The following is an 18,290-nucleotide window of genomic DNA, read 5'->3' on the forward strand; positions in this document are numbered from 1 at the left end:
CAAAATAAACAAAAACAGGAGAAACCTGTACGCAGGTTTTGTGGTTATAAACAAAGCTAATGCTCAGGTGGGATTCCACCAAACCATTTATCCCGTTATCATTGATCGTCATGAAATTTACGTTGCGTTTTATTCTATTAACCATTTTCTTTTTTGTTGCTTCAAAACCCGCAGATGCCCAACTATTAAATGACGCTGCATCGCTTAAATTAATTCAAAAAGGGCTCGACCATATTTACAATTACGAGTATACAGAAGCAAATGTCATTTTAAACCAGGTCGAAAAAAAATACCCCAATCACCCGGTCTCTTATATCCTCGACTCTTTTGTGATGTATTGGCAATATCTGCCGATTAAGGATAATCCAACGAAGTCAAAGGAATATATCGCCAAGCTGAATCAATGTCTTGATGCGATAACGAAGAAATATGGAAAGAACAGTACCGATCCGGAAGCTGTTTTTTATACCATTGTTGCCCGAGGTTATATTGCGATGATGTACAACTACAACGGAGAACTGATGAGCGCGGCAGGGGAAGCAAAAAAAGCTTACAATGCGCTGACCACAGGTTTGAAATTGACTGAAAGAAATCCTGAGTTTTATTTCACCTCCGGGATGTATAATTATTATGTTGAATTGTATCCGGAAGACCACGCGATGGTTAAACCATTGATGATTTTCTTCAAAAACGGAAATAAAGCACTGGGATTAAAACAGATTGATATTGCGACTCGTCATGGCGTCATTACCAGAGCAGAAGCCTGTTTTTATTTGTCACATATTTATATGGAACATGAAACGAACTTCCCAAAAGCGCTGACTTATTCTCAAAAACTGGCTGACTGGTATCCCAAGAATCAGATTTTCAATATGGTCAACACCGAGGCATTGCTGCTTACCGGAAAGTATTACCAGGCGGAGAAAGGAATGAATATGCTGAAAGCGAATACGAGAGGATTTTATCCGATTGCCTACAATACTTTTCAGGGAATCATTTATGAAAAGAGTGCAAAAAATGACAGCGCGGCTCAAAGATCCTACCTTACTGCACTTAAAACGCCACATGACGATCAGTATACCCGTGAATATTATGCGATGTCCTACTCGGGTTTGGCTCGTATTGCTAATCGCGCAGGCAATAAAGCGAAAGCCAGAGAATATTATAAAAAAGCTTTGGAGAAAGCGGAATACAAGTCAATTGTGAAAGAGGCGAAAGAGTTTAAATAATGGTTAATTGTTAATGGTGAATTGTTAATGAGGCGGGCTTGCAAGATCTTTCTGGCAAGCCCGCTTTTATCATATTGATCAACAACTTTTAAGTTATTTTCAAAATTATTATTTTGGAAATAATGACTTATCCAATCCTGGAATGATGGTTAAGGCGTTTTTGTAATAAAGTTTTTTTAATACATCGTCGGAAAGTCCCAAACCATACATACGCCAGAAAGCGTGGTATTTTTTGTGATATGGAAAATATTCGTCTTCCGTTTCAAGCACCCTGAAATAAGTACTGTATTCAGACGGAACCCAGCTGTCTTTTCCAAAAAGAACCTTGTCCTGCCATTTGTCAAAAAACTTTTTTGCTGCTCTCGGCTGGCGTCCTAATTCTGCAATAACCGCACCGATTTCAACGTACATATTTGGCAGGGCGGTCATCAGGCTGTCCAACTTTTTCAGGTTGTTCGGATACCAGCCCATGTGCGCATTTATAAAAATCGTTTTCGGATTATTTTTGAAAATGTAGTGCTGTTCAGCGATCAGTGAGTCAAAAGGAACTGGGTCATTAATTCCACGCCGACGGCCGGGGTGTGTTTTTAATTCCAGCCAACGCTCATTGTAACGGTCCATCGGGTCCCAAAAGGAGGGAACGTCCGCGGTATGAATCAATACCGGGATTTTCAATTCACCGCATTTTTTCCAGATAGGATCAAGTCTTGAATCATTCACCGCAACCCGGTTTCCCTTATCATCTTTAATGCTACTGAAACCGAGATTTTTATAGATTTTAAGTCCTTTGGCACCCATTTTAATATCAGCTTCCAGCTGTTTTACCGCTTTCTCCGTCCAGTCCTTATCGCCAAATCCTTTAAATTGAAGGTTTGTAAAAAGGGCAATACGCTTTGGTTCGTTTTTAGCAATATTTTCTAGCGATCCTTTCAACGTTGCTGTTCCCTCACTCCATTCCTGCGACCAGCCTCTTCCGCTCAGATTTATCATGATGCCCATATTCAAACTGTCCATTTGCGAAACCAGCGCTTTCAGATCCTGAGTCTGCATTTGATACTGATGGTTATGAACATCAATAAAAGGAAACTTTGCCCGTGTGACCTTGTGTTCCTCAACTTTCAAAGTCGAGACCGGATCATATTCTTCAAAACCTAGTGGCTGAGGAATTTCCTGCGCAAAGGTGTTCCGCGGAAAAAGGTTTGAAACACTGACAATCGATAAAGAAAATAGGAGTAAAGGTCTGATGATTTTCATAGTAAACGGTTTCAGGGGGAATTTTACCTTTATTAGAAAAATGTAATGACGCGACGGCTTTTAGGGATCAAAAATATTTATCTAGGCTTACTTTCAGAACGATAAATCAACGCAACACAGTGCGCGGCAATTCCTTCCTCTCTCCCTACAAATCCAATATGCTCAGAAGTGGTGGCTTTTATTGAAATATCATCCTCAGAAATCTGCATTACGCCTGCCAGACAAGCTTTCATTTCAGGAATATGTGGATTCAATTTTGGTCTTTGCAGCACAATCGTAACGTCAACGTTACCAACTTCAAAGCCCTTCTCACGGACCATTTTCAGTACTTTTTTTAATAAAACCTTGCTGTCAACGCCTTTCCACTGTGGATCCGTATCCGAAAAATGATAACCAATGTTCCGCATATTGGCTGCCCCTAGCAAGGCATCACAAAGCACGTGGCACACGATATCTGCGTCAGAGTGGCCTTTTGCGCCGTGGGTATGCGGAATCAAAATGCCGCCCAACCAAAATGGGCGATCTTCAACTAATTGGTGAACATCATAACCTTGTCCGATCCGAAAGGGAAACATGTAAAATTGGATTAATGAATAGTAAATGCAAGTTGGTGATTGAAATTGTGAAAGACAATAGTGAGGTGGAAAACGGATAAATTACTTATATGTCTGAGATAGGCTACTGCTAAATTTTGAAAAGCTGTAACAACGAAAATCCCTGCATCCGGACAGTCGGAATGCAGGGATTTTTTATAGAAAAAATTATCGTTGTGGTACTGAAATTTCGGTTCTTAGTTTTTCAATTTCTTTTTCCAGACTGGCCGATTTAAAATAGTAATACAGACCTGCAATCAGGAATATTTTCGATAATATAAAAACGGCGATAAATGCCGGGCGCCACCACTTGTGAACTTTTATGTAAGTATCGTTTACCTCGACATTTAAATATTCTTCCTTCTTTTGTTCAGTTTTTGGAATGTCGTAATAGGTGTGTTTTCCGGCTTTTTCAATATCAGTTTTCCCGGCACGAAGCTGTATGGTTTCCCTCACAACGGGCGGAGGCGGAACTGCATTTTGAATAAAATATCTATGGGCATTTTTTTCGAATTCCACCACGTAGTCCGCAAATTCTGAGCTGGCCAGGATCTGCTGATTAACTTCATGTTGTTCTTCCTCCGAGGCAAATCCCAAGAGGTAAGACTCCAAAACACCACTTTTTATAAATTCCTGCGTATTCAAAGTTTATATAAATTAAGCGTGAGGAAAGGATTTGAAAAATTCATGAAAAGCTTTTAGCACCTCTGACTTTGAGATCTTTAACTTTTCAGCAACTTCTTCCGGAGAAAATCCCTGACGAAAAGCAAGGTCAAAAATTAACTCTGGGGTTACTTCCTGCTCATTCTGAATTCCATCTGCATTAAAAGAGCCAATCGACATTAATTTTCTCTTTGCCTCTATCGCTTTTGAACGGGCCAGTTTGATGACGCAGGCTGCAAATGTAAAAGGATAACTATTGCACGATTGTAATAGCGGCGAGGAAAATACATTGACCAAAACTTCCTGCGCCAAATTGGGCTGAGGGATAATTTGCAGGATAATTCCATATGCCATAGCGCCATATTTGTCATAAACTTCTAGCGACGTCATCGGTGCTGATTGCTTGGCAACAGACTGATGCCCGGAGTTGTCATTTAAACGTTCTAGTTCGTTCATATAACGCTGATTTTGCGGATAGAGATAGGGGTAAGGTGTTAATCTGATATTGAAATAACGAAGCTCAATCCTTTATTTGGATGAATAACATTACAATAATTGCAGAAATGATTATCAAATATTACAAATATACCAAGGCTAAATTAAAAAGTATCCCGGAAAAATCACTATGGATTATCTCATTTTTTTAATTAAAATTGAGATATGTGCCCAATTTATCTTTAAACGGTGAATTTTTTTTACAAGTATTTCTACGAACTATTTTTTTAAGAAGTTAAATACTTGGTATATCAGGCCGATAATTATTTGGTATTGCGATTTTACTTCGTTGATCATTAACTTTAAGGCATGAAAAAAGAAATTGCAGTCATATTTGATATGGACGGAGTAATCGTTCATACCAATCCTTACCATTCCCTGGCTTTTCGTAAATTTTTTGCAAGCCGGAATCTTGCTCCAACGGACGAGGAGTTTGCTCAGCACATGTTTGGAAAAAGCAACAGTTATATCCTGAGCCATTTTCTCCAAAGAAAGATTGAAGGAGAGGAGCTTAGTTTGTTGGAAGATGAAAAGGAAAGTTTGTTCCGGAAAATTTATGAGCCCCATATTGACCCAATAAAAGGCATCGTTCATTTTATTGAGGATTTATATGCAAATGGTGTAAAACTTGGCGTTGCGACCTCTGCACCGCTCGCCAATCTTGACTTAATTTTAAGCAAAGTGCCACTGCGCGAAAAAATGGGTTCTATTCTGGCAAGTGAAAATGTGAAAAAACACAAACCGGATCCGGAAGTGTATCTTACTTCTTCAAAAAATCTGGCTGTATCTCCTGATCAATGTGTGGTTTTTGAAGATTCATTTTCAGGTATTTCTGCTGGTTTGAATGCCGGAATGAAAGTAGTGGGTGTGCTTACTTCGCATACCAGAGATGAATTGCCGCCGTGCAGTTTTTATATCAAGGATTATTCTGAGCTTTCGTTTAAGAAAATCGCGGAGTTGTTTTAAAATAAAAATGATAATATTTTATCGAACATTACAATGTCGTAGGGTCTGTCACCTGTGCATCAAATGCGCCTGTTAAAACCTGACCGTTTCTTTTGACCTGCAAAAAAATTCGATAACGCCCTTTTTTTGGAAACGAATATGGGAAAGAAATTCTATTGCCGTGTTCCATACCGATCATTGCTCCGCCATCTTGCTTGTACATACCCATTTCAGTCATTAAAGTTTCTTCCCGTTCTATGGTAGACATCGCTTTGAGTTTAGCCAAATAATGGTCAATGCTGTCTTTAAATACAACAGAAGATGGTCTGCCAACGAGTTTTGTCGTATCAGTTAATCTGTTTTTCATGGTCTGTTCCGCTGCCATCGCAAATGTTCCTGTTGGATGCAAATGAATATAAACAGAACCATCGGAACGGAAAACGGCCACGTGTCCCATCATACCCAGATATGGTTCCGGAAAAGTCGGCGTACCGTCCGGGTTGAAAACTTCAAAATTCAATAAATAAGGTTTTCCAGCTTCAAGCGCACGATTCGGTTTCCCTTCCCAAATTGCATAGGAACTATCCTTAAAAACAGTTTTTGTACCTGGTTTTCCACAAATTACAACATTGTCGTCCATTGGAATCTGCCCTGGCGCGTTGATCGGATCCGTGACGACATAAGTATCCTCTTCCGCCGTCTTTTTCAGGACAGAAGTTTTTTCAGCCTGTTCCGGAATATCAACTGTATCAACAATCGTTTCAGCAAAACCAGAATATTGAACAATATCGGCGTAAACCAGGTATTTGCCTTTCGGTAAATTCGGAAGATATGCCTGGAAAGTCGTACTGTCAGTGCGTTCGGGATGGATATGAGCGAAGGCGTCCATTTCAGGCGTGCGAATCAGGAAAGCGTGCATCAGTTTTCCATGGTCAGGGATTAGCGTACTTAACATCGATCCCCTGTTTCTTTTAGTCCAGTCACTCGTATCGATTTTTAGTGTAAATATACGCTGGTTATCCTCTTCTATTATACTTGAACTACCCTGCAAAGGTTTGTACATAAACTCTTTATAATCTTCCGCCCAGCTATTCCACCAACTGCTTCCACCATAAAGTATCAGCGCACAGACAGCCGTGGCAATGCCCATGTTGATCCACCTTTTCCGTTTTTGTTGGGGTGATAAAACTTCTCCGGGACGTAGGAGACCATCGCTCACACTGGCACCAATTGCTGTGATCATTAACAAAAACAGTAGAAGACCAAGAATTGAAAGTCCGATACCCAAACCCTTCGGCATTTCCCGTTGCGCGGTTGATACGGCAACGATGGGAACAATAAACTCGCCTTCTCCCTCTTTTCCGGAAATCTTGATCTGAATGCTTGACGAACCATTTTGCATTAACCAAACTTCTCCCTGAAATTGTCCTGGCTGATTTGGCAAGGATAGAATTTCATCCGCGGAAGGAGCGCCCTGGTCTCCTGAACGAAAATATATTGGGCGTACCAATATTTTTTCCGCTGTTCCTGTCTCTACAAAAACAGTGATTTTAGCCGTTCCGGGAATAACATCCGGCGGTTTCACGTCAATTAATACCTTGTAAGGACCCGCCTGACCCTGCATCAGCACGCCTGAGCTGCCCACATGCGCGAAAGATATCTGGATTGAAACCAGTATCAGGACGATAAAGTATAGTATTTTTTTCATCGTTGAATTTTGTTCATCCAGTTTCCCCATTTCAAGCCAATTCGCGTTGAAACCAGGCAGCATAGCCAGGCAATAGCCAGACCTTTTACAAGTTCAGCCGTTGATTCGAGGCCCCAAGGCGGAAATTTATATCGAAATTCCCAGTCCGGGTTACTTCCAAAATACCAGTAGTGACTGCCGAAAACCCAGTTTCTTGCATAAGGAGATTCCACCAGGAAAGTCCCGAATGGCCATTGTACCACAAAAAAGGTCAGAAGAAAGGCTGTCGCTAAAATCGGGGTTAAAATCCAGTCGTTCAGGTATGCAAATTTATTTCTCAGAATATCAGTGACTATAGCAGGAATTAGCAGCAGCAAAGGAAACTTAAATCCCTGATAATGATCGATATGGTTGATGACCGGACCAAGTTTTGGCTCTGCGGGGAAAAGCGGAATAATCCAGAGGGTCAGCAGCATTAATATAGTATATGTTCCGGTTACAGCTGCAATTGTCCACCTGTTTTTCACAGCTTTGCCAAAAGCCATAAGAAAAATGGGGAAGACGATACCGGCCACAATGTAAAAATCTGATTTATGCGTGTCTCTGTGGCCCATTTCTTCTGAAAGCAAGGTATACCACATCGTCAGTAAAAAACCGGCAGAAAGTGAGAACAGCCAGAAAAGTATTTTATTCCTGACTTTTTTCCTGTCTGGATTATCGCTGAAAAAAAGTTTAGTCTGATTTTTCAGAGAAATTACACTGATCATTGCTCCAAACTGCACGCTGATAATTCCGAGTGCCAGAACGGTATGAGGCGGCGAAAGAATCGTGACGTCGAGTCCGTAGGTGTTGTGCCACCAGTCATCGAACGGAGCAGATGTCAACATCGCAAGCGCACCCCAAACACAGAATAATGCACCCAGAGAACTATAAAAAAATCCCCAGACTTTTACGCTTTTTGCTTTCTCAATAGGTTTTCCGAAAAAGGTAATCCTTAAAATTTCGTATCCGGAAAATAATCCCGACACCACCGCACCTAAATAAATAATTAAATGAGGAGGAGATAACAATCCGTCGCGCCCGATACTCATGTGCCAGCATATGTCCCAGATCAGACCTGTGATGACACAGAACGATGAGAAAACAGTTGCAAAAATATACGGTGGAATTTCTGAGCTTCCAGGATGCAGGGTTATAACCCGGCCTGGTGGCTCAGCTGGCGGATCAATCGTCGTTTCCATGATCAGTATAGGAGGTTAAGGTGTTTCGGATATATGGGAAAAAGTTTTTAAGCCACTGTCAATGATGTACTTAAAAGAAATAGTTAAGATACTACTACTTAATTTAATTCCTGATATTTATCTCAAAAAGGTCGCATTGCTTTGACAAACCTTCCTTTAAAATAGGTAGAAAATAAATTGTCTTCCCGGACACCACGGGATGTTGATGCATGGATGAAAAAAATCTCACCTGGGTTGCGTACATCAGTAACAATTCCCGCATGGGACACATATCCTTCCTTGCCGGCTTCTGGAACAAAAAACAGCCAATCGCCTGCTTTTATTTCTTCGATACTACCAACTTCCGTCCCGAATTCAGATTGCTGCCAGGAAATCCGAGGCACTTTTACGCCAATTTCTGAATAAACAGAACAGATCAGCCCTGAACAATCGATACCATTTTTATCGTTGCCACCTGATCGGTAAGGCGTGCCGGAGTATGTTCTGGCAACTTCAACGACTTGCGGAATTTCTTTTGAAAAGTTGCCAGTTGGACGGGTATATGTGGGTTTGGCAGGAGCGTTTCGTGTTGTTATTGGAGCGGGGCGTCTGCCTGCTGGCGCGGTAGGTCTTCTGTTCGCTGTTGTCGGCGGTTTTCTTTTTTGAGCCGTCGGAGCGGGGCTTTTACGTAAGGTATCGCAGGAAAATAAAACGAAAATGCAAATCGCGGTAATGAAAGAAATGGAAATCTGCTTCTTCATGAATTACTTTTTATTGATTGAACTAAACGGCAAAGCCAGAAATTTTGCTGTCAGGACGTATTATTTAAAAAAAAGTTACATTGGGTTATGTCTTAATCTATACAAATAACGCTACTTCAGATAAAAATTGTAGGATAGATTCAGGAAAAGGTGGTAAGAAATATCTAACCGGTTGACATTCAAATTTTACACATTTTTGGCAATATTAAAAAATGGTGGAAATATTATGTGACTGTGCGCTTTGTAAGTAGTTTTGTCATTGACCAGAATTATTCACTGAATAATTTTTCTGATACCATTATTTATAATCTCAAATCAATTTTGATGAAAATTATTTGTGTTGGCCGTAATTACACGGAGCATATTGAAGAGCTTAATAACGAGCGCCCCGACGCTCCGGTTATTTTCCTCAAACCTGAAACGGCCCAAATCCGTGCAGGAGAGCCATTTTTTTATCCTGATTTTTCAAAAGATATTCACCACGAAGTTGAGTTAGTGGTAAAAATAAACCGGGTTGGCAAAAATATTGAAGAACGTTTCGCACATAAATACTATGACGAAATCGGCGTCGGCATTGATTTTACCGCGCGTGATGTGCAGTCTGAACTGAAAAGCAAAGGATTGCCCTGGGAACTTTCAAAAGCATTTAACGGCTCTGCTCCGGTTTCTGAATTTGTTCCGATCTCCACGTTTGAAGATATCCAGAATATCAATTTTAGCCTCGAAGTGAATGGTGAAACACGTCAGAGCGGAAATTCTTCGATGATGTTGTACCGTATCAATTACCTGATTTCGTTCGTTTCAAAATACTTTATGCTGAAAAAGGGAGATTTGATATTTACGGGTACTCCCAAAGGCGTTGGTCCGGTTCAAATTGGTGATCGCCTGACGGCTTACATAGAAGGTAAAAAACTTTTGGAGTTGGGCGTGAAGTAAGGAAAAAGTTAATTTATCAGAATTATTTTCATGTTTTATAATTATTTGGCAGTCAGACGTTCCGGGTTTTTATTCTTGTTGTTTCTTGGCATTTTTTTTTCTGTCAATGCTCAGAAACAATCCTATCCAAAAGGCTATTATCAGTTTCCAATCCGGCCGGGTTTGTCTAATTCCCTGGCAGGCGGCCTGGGCGATTTACGTACCAATCATTTCCATGCCGGTGTAGATATCCGGACACAGCAGGTGGAAGGTTTGCCGGTATATGCTGCGGCGGAAGGTTATGTGTTCAAAGTCGCTGTGCAGCGGTCAGGATATGGCAACGTAATATATCTACGGCATCCAAACGGTCAGACGACAGTATATGGACATTTGCAAAAGTTCAGCGATTCGCTGGCTGCGTATGTAAGGAATGAGCAATATAAAAAACAGACTTTTGAAATTGATCTATTTCCAGAACCTGGAAAATATGCCTTTCGAAAGGGAGAGTTGATCGCACTTTCAGGAAATACCGGAGGTTCTGCCGGGCCACATTTGCATTTTGAGATTCGTGATTCAAAGGATAATTACCTTAATCCTTTGTTTTTTGGTTTCAACGAAATCAAGGATGTTACACCGCCTAAGTTTGTTAGCCTGGCCATTCGTCCGCTTGATATCAATGGCCGGGTAAATGGCAAATTTGACAGACAGGCTTATACTCCTGTTCGCCAGAAGGACGGCACTTTCATTATTCCTGCAACGATCACCGCATCAGGAATGATTGGTCTGGAATTGATGGCGCATGACATGATGACGGGAACTGGCTTTCGGTATGGTTTGCAGTGTATTGAAATTAAGGTTGATGATAACGAAGTGTTCGCCTACAACATGGAAATTTTTCCAAATGCTGCCACGCGGGATTACAACAATCTCATTGATTATGAAACGGAACAGGAAACAGGTCAGCGTTATTTAAAATGTTATGTCCCCGACGGAAATGTGTTTGATCTTTACAAAACCGGTGCTTACAAAGGCAAACTTTTCATAGCCGACACACTCGTTCATAAAGTCAAAATCAAGGTTTTTGATTCCTATGAAAATTCATCCGTTTTGATGTTTAGTATCAAAGGAGAAACGGAAAGTCAGCCTTTGCCTGTTTACGATACTGAGCTTAAACCCGAGTGGATTCAGACCGAAATTAGCGGAAATACTTTGAAAGTCAGAGCTAAATATTACAGAAGTTCACTTCCACTAGCGACATTTTATGTAGAGGGAAGGCAGGTTAAAAAGATCCCGGATTTATATGAAAATGAGTCTGCGGTTTTTCTTGCTGATTTAAGAGAATATATGCCCGACTCTGTACAAATTGGTAATACAATGGCCAGGACATATCTGCGGGCAAAGATCTCTCCGGGAAGAATTGCAAGTTATAAAGGTAACCGCTGGTCTGTTGATTTTCAGGAGACAAGCCTGTTTGATACGTTATACATAACCGGTCAGCAAAATTACAATGCGCTGACAATTAATGATAAGGGAACACCGCTTCGCGATTATGTATCGATAACTTTCAAGCCGGAAGAAACCCCGACAAATAAGGACCGTAGCAACATTTACAGGTATACAGGTTACAGTTACCGTTTTATTGGCGGCGAATGGAAAGGGGATGAAATTACTTTTAAAACAAAAGAGCTTGGTACTTTCGTGATTCAGAAAGATACCATTCCTCCGAGAGTAAGATTGATCGAACATAGCAAAAACAGGATCCGCGCTTACATTGCGGACGGAATGTCCGGGATTGATCGTTTTAAGGCCTTCATCAACGACGAATGGATTTTAATGAATTACGAAGCAAAGACGGGCGTTATCTGGTCGGAAAAACGCGACAACACGCAACTTTTTGAAGGAGAACTAACGCTTGAAGTGACAGATGGCGCCGGAAATAGTACTATCTTGCAAACTGATATAGTTGAAACGGTGATCGCACCTACAAAACGAAAACGAAAATAATTATGGCACTTCAGACAGGTGATCCAGCTCCGGAAATTTTGGCCAAAGACCAGAGCGGAAATGACGTAAAACTTTCCGATTTCAGAGGCAAAAAAGTAATTCTTTACTTTTACCCAAAAGATGATACTCCCGGCTGTACGGCTCAGGCATGTAACCTTCGTGATAATTACGATTCTCTTTTGAGCAAAGGTTATGTAGTTTTGGGCGTCAGTGTGGACGGAGAAAAATCGCATCAGAAATTCATAAAAAAGTACGAACTTCCTTTTCCGCTACTGGCTGACACGGACCACGCGATTGTAGAGTCTTATGGCGTTTGGGTTGAAAAAAGCATGTATGGCAAAACGTATATGGGGACTGCACGTACAACTTTCGTCATAGATGAAAACGGTATTATTTCAGAGATTATCCAGAAAGTAGATACGAAGAATCATACTGATCAAATTTTGAGTAAAAATGACTAATTAAAAGTCAGCAATTAATCGTTTTTAATACGTAATTCGCATCTCCTTACATGATGCTTATCATGAACGAGATAGCGGAAGTTTAATCCAGCTGTATTACGCTCCAAAAAAAATAATAATCGAGAAATGGAAATTGAACAATTAGAAAAAGTCGCAGCACAAGTTCGCAGGGATATCGTTCGCATGGTACATGGCTGCCAGTCAGGACACCCGGGAGGATCTTTGGGCTGCACAGATTTATTAGTTGCGTTGTATTTTGAACGCATGAAACTGAAAGAAGAAGACGGTAAGCCCGTTTTTGACATGGATGGAAATGGAGAAGACCTTTTCTTTCTTTCGAATGGCCATATCTCTCCGGTGTTGTACAGCGTTTTGGCTCGTAAGGGTTATTTCCCGGTTCCGGAACTGGCAACATTCCGCAAGCTGAATTCCAGACTTCAGGGACACCCGACTCCTCACGAACATCTGGAAGGTATTCGTATCGCGTCAGGTTCATTAGGCCAGGGCATGTCTGTCGCAATTGGTGCGGCACTTTCTAAAAAACTGAACAAAGATGATAGTCTTGTTTACGTCCTGATGGGAGATGGCGAGCAGCAGGAAGGACAGGTTTGGGAAGCGGCTATGTTTGCGCCTCACCACAAAGTTGACAACCTTATTGCAATAATAGATTTGAACGGTCAGCAGATTGACGGTCCGACAGCGAAAGTGATGGATAACCGTGATCTTGGTGCCAAATACGAAGCATTCGGTTGGGAAGTAATGGAAGTGGAAGAAGGAAACGATATGGCTTCTGTTGTAAAAGCGCTTTACGAGGCAAAAAGCAAAGCCGGACACGCAAAACCAATTATGATCCTTCTTCGTACCGGAATGGGTTATGGTGTTGACTTCATGATGGGAAGCCACAAATGGCACGGTGTTGCGCCAAACGACGAACAATTGGCAGCGGCATTGGCGCAGCTGGAAGAGTCGATGGGGGATTATTGAGATCAGAAATTTTGGATGATGACAAGCTTAGATCAATTAGATTTTTCCCGGCAATACACCTATGCAGATTATCTGCAATGGAAATTTCAGGAACGTCTGGAACTGATCAGAGGGTACATTTACAAAATGTCGCCTGCGCCTGCTCGTCGTCATCAGGATATTTCTCGGAATCTGGGAAGGCAAATAGATAAATACCTGCTTGATCTCCCGTATCAGTGGTACTCAGCACCTTTTGATGTCCGTTTACCTCGTCGTAATAAAAATGGAGATAGTGAGATTAGTACGGTGGTGCAACCCGATATCTGTATTGTTTGTGATCTGTCAAAACTTGATGATCGCGGCTGTATCGGAGCTCCGGATGTTATTATTGAAATACTTTCTCCGGGCAATACGAAGAAGGAAATGTTTGATAAATTTCAGGTATATGAAGAAGCTGGGGTGAAAGAATACTGGCTTGTTGAGCCCGCTGATAAGATGGTGTTGGTTTACACTTTGAATGAGCAAGGGCAATATATCGGCAAGCGGCCTTTTACCGAAGGGGAAAAGATGAGTTCTTTTGTGTTTCCAGAATTAGAAGTGGATCTTAGTACTGTTTTTGTTGATTGAAAACTCTGTCTGTGACAGTTACCCAAATAGATAATTAAAATATTATAGACATTATTCATAATGAAAAAATACACCTTCACCGAAAAAAAAGATACCCGTTCGGGCTTTGGCGCCGGAATGCATGAACTTGGTCAGAAGAACCCAAACGTGGTAGCGCTTTGTGCTGACCTTGTTGGCTCTTTGAAACTTGAACCTTTCATCAAAGAAAATCCTGAAAGATTTGTTCAGTGTGGTATTTCTGAGGCAAACATGATCAGTGTTTCTGCTGGTTTGACTATCGGTGGTAAAATTCCTTTTGCAACAACTTTTGCCAACTTCGCTACGGGCCGTGTTTATGACCAGATCCGTCAAAGCGTTGCTTATTCGGGTAAAAATGTAAAAATCTGTGCTTCACACGCAGGTCTTACTTTGGGAGAAGATGGTGCAACCCACCAGATCCTTGAAGATATCGGGATGATGAAAATGCTTCCGGGTATGACCGTGATCAATCCTTGCGATTACAATCAGACAAAAGCGGCTACAATCGCAATCGCGGATTACGAAGGGCCGGTTTATTTGCGTTTCGGTCGTCCGGTTATTCCAATTTTCACTGCGGCAGATCAGGTTTTTGAAATTGGTAAAGCTTGGATGGTAAGTGAAGGAACGGATGTAAGTATCTTCGCAACAGGCCATATGGTTTGGGAAGCGATCCAGGCTGGTGAGCAATTGGAAGCAGAAGGTATCAGTGCTGAAATTATCAATATCCATACAATCAAACCGCTGGATGAAGAAGCGATTCTGAAATCGATTGCAAAAACGCGTTGCGCTGTTTCAGCTGAGGAGCATAACCGTATTGGTGGATTGGGCGATAGCATTGCACAGGTGATCGTTAAAAATGACCTGGTTCCTCAGGAATATGTTGCAGTTGATGATAGTTTCGGAGAAAGCGGAACGCCAGCACAATTGATGGAAAAATATGGTTTGACTGCTGCTGATATTGTTGCAGCGGCAAAACGTGCGATTGCTAAGAAAAAATAATATATCCTTCTGGCAAATTAAAATAGCCATTGGAACCGGAATACCTTTGAGTCTTGTATATAAGTGAGATAACATTCTGCTTATATACAAGACTCGAATTTTATTTGCCCTGGACAAAAAAATAGACTATTATTGATTTTTCTAAAGAAACAAGAACCATCATTGTATTTAGAAAAGGTAAAGATCGTTTTAGATTCAGCCTTTTATCAAACAATCAGACTAGGACTGAGTATAAATGTCTGACGAAGAATTATTAGCATTATTCCAAAATCCCGAAACGCGGAGAAACGCTTTCAACCAACTGGTGCGCAAGTATCAGCAAAAGGTCTATTGGCTGGTTCGTAAAATGGTGGTAGACCATGACGATGCTAATGATATCACACAGGATGTGTTTATCAAAGCATGGACAGCGCTTGAAAATTTTAGAGGTGATTCCAAGTTTTACACCTGGCTTTACCGCATCGCAAGTAATGAATCGATTAACTTTTTAAATAAAAAACGGAAACGGTTTTTTGTGCCAATTTATGATGTTGAAAATGAATTAAGCGAAAAACTTGAAGCCGATCCATTGATCAGTGGAGACGTAATTCAGCTTAAATTACAAAAAGCTCTACTGAAATTGCCTGAGAAACAGCGACTTGTATTTAATTTAAAGTACTACGAAGAGTTGCCATATGAAGAGATATCCGAGATCACGGGCACATCGGTAGGAGCGTTGAAAGCTTCGTATCATTGGGCCGTGAAAAAAATAGAAGACTTTTTAAACGAAACAGATTAAACCATTTGTAAGTCATTAAGTCAAAGATTAGTAAGACAAAGAAACACGCAGTCATGGACAAAAAGCACATACGGTTAGATGATCTAAAAAAGGAAACGCCTTTTGTAGTACCAGATGGCTATTTTGAAAATTTACCCCAAATCATTCAGTCAAGAATTCCTAATGAAGTTGTCCGTGAGTCATTTATTCAATGGAGCTGGCGAAGGTCGGCTGGTTTAGTGGCTGCGATGAGTTTTTTACTGGTGATGGTGTGGATTACTTTTCCTGAACGCCAAGGTTCTTTGGGGCAGGAGCCACTTAGTTCAATCAGTGATGCCTCGATAGTAACATATCTGGAAGATCAGGATATCAGCTATTATGATTTAAGTGAACATCAGGTTGTGCAGAAGGCTTTCGATACAGATTCGACCGTCATGTATTATCTGGATGGACTGGATGAGGATCTTATCCGTGAGCAAATCCTGGAATCAGGTTCAGCCTCCGAACAAATTTGACATTTAATGACCTAACAGAAATGAATCCATTACAAAAAAAGACCAACGTTAAGATATTTAGTTTGATGTTGCTGTGTACGCTTTTCTCATCAGCTTCGGCTTGGGCCCAACGTCCGTCAGGTGAGGAAATGCAGAAAATACAGGATGCTAAAATTGCGATTATAACCAACAGGCTTAACTTATCTCCCGAGCAGGCAACAGGCTTTTGGCCGGTCTATAATGAGTATTCTCAGAAAAGAAAGGATATTCACCGTGCGCAACGCAAAATTATCAATGATAAGAAAGCAGAGGGCAAAACGGATGATCAGGTATTGAATAATTTGAAAGAAGTGCAAGATCTGAAACAAAAAGAGCTGGATCTTGAAAAGGAATATCAAAATAAATTCCTGAAAGTTATTTCCGCGAGCCAGGTAATAGAGTTGTATAAAGCAGAACGGACTTTTAACGATATGCTTATCCAGCGACTGAAACAAAGGAAAGAGCAAAAGCCAAACGAATAAAACTTGTTAAAAAATGATCCCCGCAATCGATGATTCTTTTGCGGGGTTCATTTTTTTAAGAGGTCCCGGACTTAGTGTCCGCCAACTGATGATACGGACTCGATACCTCTGGTTTCCACTGTTATGTTTTTCGCAGGAGCTGCGTGTTTCCTGAATTCCTGAATAATTTCCAGAACGTCGTAGTCTATATTCATCGACTTGGATCCATCAATAATCACCTTTGAGTTTTCCGGAAGATTGTCCAGCGTATGCCCTATACTTCCTTTATTCAGAAATGTTACCTCCTCCGACAAAACAAGCGTGATGACGTCGCCATCTTTGTATTCTTCTTTCTTATAGTGATAAGAATGTTTGTAATTCTTTCTCAGAATGAAGTATATCGCAATGACCATACCAACAGCTATTCCTTTCAACAGGTCAGTACTTAAAATGGCGATAATCGTCACGATAAACGGAATAAACTGCTCTTTTCCTAAATTATACATTCCCCTGTAGAGCTGCAATTTTGACAATTTATAGCCCACAACCAATAGAATCGCTGCCAAAGACGCAAGCGGTATATAATTCAGATAAGTTGGTATAAAAATGGCAGAAAGAAGCAAGATGGAACCATGTGTTACGGTTCCCATTTTTGTCCTGGCCCCTGATTCAATATTTGCAGAACTACGAACAATTACCTGAGTTACCGGCAAGCCGCCCAAAAGACCCGAAATCATATTACCGATTCCCTGCGCTTTCAATTCACGGTTTGTAGGTGTATTCCTTTTATACGGATCAAGCTTATCAGTTGCCTCCACCGAAAGCAGAGTTTCAAGACTAGCTACGATAGCCAGAGTAAATGCCACTGTATAGACATTAACGTTTGTGAATGCACTAAAATCCGGATGTTTGAAAAAGCTAATGAATTCGGAAGCGCTTGATGCCACCGGAAGCTGCACCAGATGTTCTCCACTCAATGCAATCGAAGGGAAAAAATTGATGAACACCAAATTTAAAGCAATTCCAATCAGAACAACGAAAAGAGCACCAGGTAAAAACTTGAAAAGCTCAATTCTTTTTACGAAAGGTTTGTCAAACAGAAGGAGTAGTCCAAGTGAAATGGCCGAAATAATGATGGCGCCTGTACTGCTATAACGGATAGCATTATACACTTCCGTAAAAGTATTTTGTCCATCTTTCTGACTGAAAGCTTCGTCGCCCATAAAGTCCGCATCATAACCGAACGCATGTGGTATTTCCTTTAAAATAAGCGTGATACCAATGGCAGCAAGCATTCCTTTAATGACAGAGGAAGGGAAATAATAACCAATAATCCCCGCGTTTAAAAATCCTGCAATAAGTTGTATGGCGCCGGCTATGACAACGGCAAGTAAAAAGGCTTCAAAACTTCCAAGTGTTTCAATCGCAGTCAAAACGATAACCACGAGTCCGGCAGCAGGGCCAGAAACTCCAAGCGCGGAACCACTTAGAAGTCCGATTACAATGCCGCCAATGACCCCGGAAATTATCCCGGAAAATAAAAGATCAGGTCGTCCGGTTGATGCAAGCGCAACACCCAGACAAAGCGGCAAAGCTACCAGATATACGACCAATCCTGCCGGGAAATCGTATTTAAGGTTTGAAAACAGACTATTCTTATTAGCTGACATAGGGATTGTTCGAAGAATAAAAAACGGTTATTTAA

At 41.0% G+C, this 18,290-nt stretch carries 19 protein-coding genes; 11 read left to right on the forward strand and 8 right to left on the reverse strand.

Annotated features, from left to right (window positions below; translation table 11 throughout):
* Positions 1-59: 59 nt before the first annotated feature.
* Positions 60-1,229, forward strand: coding sequence for a lipopolysaccharide assembly protein LapB (locus L0657_RS00885; protein WP_235148439.1), 1,170 nt, complete (start codon positions 60-62; stop codon positions 1,227-1,229).
* Between the two features lie 108 nt (positions 1,230-1,337).
* On the opposite strand, the gene L0657_RS00890 is transcribed toward L0657_RS00885, so the two are convergent.
* The 4 genes from L0657_RS00890 to L0657_RS00905 form a co-directional block, all read right to left on the reverse strand.
* Positions 1,338-2,483, reverse strand: coding sequence for an amidohydrolase family protein (locus L0657_RS00890; protein ID WP_235148440.1), 1,146 nt, complete (start codon positions 2,481-2,483; stop codon positions 1,338-1,340).
* 77 nt (positions 2,484-2,560) lie between these two features.
* Positions 2,561-3,058: a 2-C-methyl-D-erythritol 2,4-cyclodiphosphate synthase gene (ispF, locus tag L0657_RS00895; protein WP_235148441.1), complete on the reverse strand. Its 498-nt coding sequence runs from the start codon at positions 3,056-3,058 to the stop codon at positions 2,561-2,563.
* Positions 3,059-3,244: 186 nt separating this feature from the next.
* Complete coding sequence (locus L0657_RS00900) at positions 3,245-3,721, reverse strand: hypothetical protein (RefSeq protein ID WP_235148442.1); 477 nt, start codon at positions 3,719-3,721, stop codon at positions 3,245-3,247.
* Between the two features lie 12 nt (positions 3,722-3,733).
* Complete coding sequence (locus L0657_RS00905; protein WP_235148443.1) at positions 3,734-4,195, reverse strand: hypothetical protein; 462 nt, start codon at positions 4,193-4,195, stop codon at positions 3,734-3,736.
* Positions 4,196-4,543: 348 nt separating this feature from the next.
* On the opposite strand from L0657_RS00905, the gene L0657_RS00910 reads away from it, so the two are divergent.
* Positions 4,544-5,200 carry an HAD family phosphatase gene (locus L0657_RS00910; RefSeq protein ID WP_235148444.1) on the forward strand — a complete coding sequence of 219 codons (657 nt, stop codon included), beginning with the start codon at positions 4,544-4,546 and terminating at the stop codon, positions 5,198-5,200.
* A gap of 28 nt (positions 5,201-5,228) precedes the next feature.
* Here L0657_RS00910 and L0657_RS00915 read toward each other — a convergent pair whose 3' ends face one another.
* From L0657_RS00915 to L0657_RS00925, 3 genes are all read right to left on the reverse strand, one after another.
* Entirely contained in the window at positions 5,229-6,887 is a 1,659-nt protein-coding gene (locus L0657_RS00915) for a hypothetical protein (protein WP_235148445.1), read from the reverse strand.
* Positions 6,884-8,107: a hypothetical protein gene (locus tag L0657_RS00920; RefSeq protein ID WP_235148446.1), complete on the reverse strand. Its 1,224-nt coding sequence runs from the start codon at positions 8,105-8,107 to the stop codon at positions 6,884-6,886. Before L0657_RS00920 ends, L0657_RS00915 begins: the two co-directional genes overlap by 4 nt.
* Positions 8,108-8,229: 122 nt before the next feature.
* A complete protein-coding gene (locus L0657_RS00925) occupies positions 8,230-8,847 on the reverse strand; it encodes a C40 family peptidase (protein ID WP_235148447.1) in 618 nt (205 codons plus the stop codon).
* 324 nt (positions 8,848-9,171) lie between these two features.
* Between L0657_RS00925 and L0657_RS00930 the strand changes: the two genes are divergently transcribed.
* The 9 genes from L0657_RS00930 (at position 9,172) to L0657_RS00970 (ending at position 16,606) form a co-directional block, all read left to right on the forward strand.
* A complete protein-coding gene (locus L0657_RS00930) occupies positions 9,172-9,783 on the forward strand; it encodes a fumarylacetoacetate hydrolase family protein (RefSeq protein ID WP_235148448.1) in 612 nt (203 codons plus the stop codon).
* Positions 9,784-9,813: 30 nt separating this feature from the next.
* Complete coding sequence (locus L0657_RS00935; RefSeq protein WP_235148449.1) at positions 9,814-11,766, forward strand: M23 family metallopeptidase; 1,953 nt, start codon at positions 9,814-9,816, stop codon at positions 11,764-11,766.
* A 2-nt stretch (positions 11,767-11,768) separates the two neighbouring features.
* Positions 11,769-12,227: a thioredoxin-dependent thiol peroxidase gene (gene bcp / locus L0657_RS00940; protein WP_235148450.1), complete on the forward strand. Its 459-nt coding sequence runs from the start codon at positions 11,769-11,771 to the stop codon at positions 12,225-12,227.
* 126 nt (positions 12,228-12,353) lie between these two features.
* Entirely contained in the window at positions 12,354-13,211 is an 858-nt protein-coding gene (locus tag L0657_RS00945; RefSeq protein WP_235148451.1) for a transketolase, read from the forward strand.
* A 15-nt stretch (positions 13,212-13,226) separates the two neighbouring features.
* Positions 13,227-13,817 (forward strand): Uma2 family endonuclease, encoded by a 591-nt coding sequence (locus L0657_RS00950; protein ID WP_235148452.1) that lies wholly within the window; start codon positions 13,227-13,229, stop codon positions 13,815-13,817.
* A gap of 60 nt (positions 13,818-13,877) precedes the next feature.
* The gene (locus L0657_RS00955; RefSeq protein WP_235148453.1) at positions 13,878-14,834 is read left to right on the forward strand and encodes a transketolase family protein; all 957 of its coding nucleotides are present in this window, start codon (positions 13,878-13,880) and stop codon (positions 14,832-14,834) included.
* Positions 14,835-15,069: 235 nt separating this feature from the next.
* Positions 15,070-15,612 carry an RNA polymerase sigma factor gene (locus L0657_RS00960; protein ID WP_235148454.1) on the forward strand — a complete coding sequence of 181 codons (543 nt, stop codon included), beginning with the start codon at positions 15,070-15,072 and terminating at the stop codon, positions 15,610-15,612.
* A 53-nt stretch (positions 15,613-15,665) separates the two neighbouring features.
* Entirely contained in the window at positions 15,666-16,106 is a 441-nt protein-coding gene (locus L0657_RS00965; RefSeq protein ID WP_235148455.1) for a hypothetical protein, read from the forward strand.
* A 20-nt stretch (positions 16,107-16,126) separates the two neighbouring features.
* Positions 16,127-16,606, forward strand: coding sequence for a hypothetical protein (locus tag L0657_RS00970; RefSeq protein ID WP_235148456.1), 480 nt, complete (start codon positions 16,127-16,129; stop codon positions 16,604-16,606).
* Positions 16,607-16,677: 71 nt separating this feature from the next.
* Here the strand turns inward: L0657_RS00970 and L0657_RS00975 are convergent, their stop codons facing one another.
* Positions 16,678-18,255: a SulP family inorganic anion transporter gene (locus L0657_RS00975; protein ID WP_235148457.1), complete on the reverse strand. Its 1,578-nt coding sequence runs from the start codon at positions 18,253-18,255 to the stop codon at positions 16,678-16,680.
* Positions 18,256-18,290: the final 35 nt, after the last annotated feature.

Source organism: Dyadobacter sp. CY345 (genome assembly GCF_021502725.1).
Lineage (GTDB): Bacteria > Bacteroidota > Bacteroidia > Cytophagales > Spirosomataceae > Dyadobacter.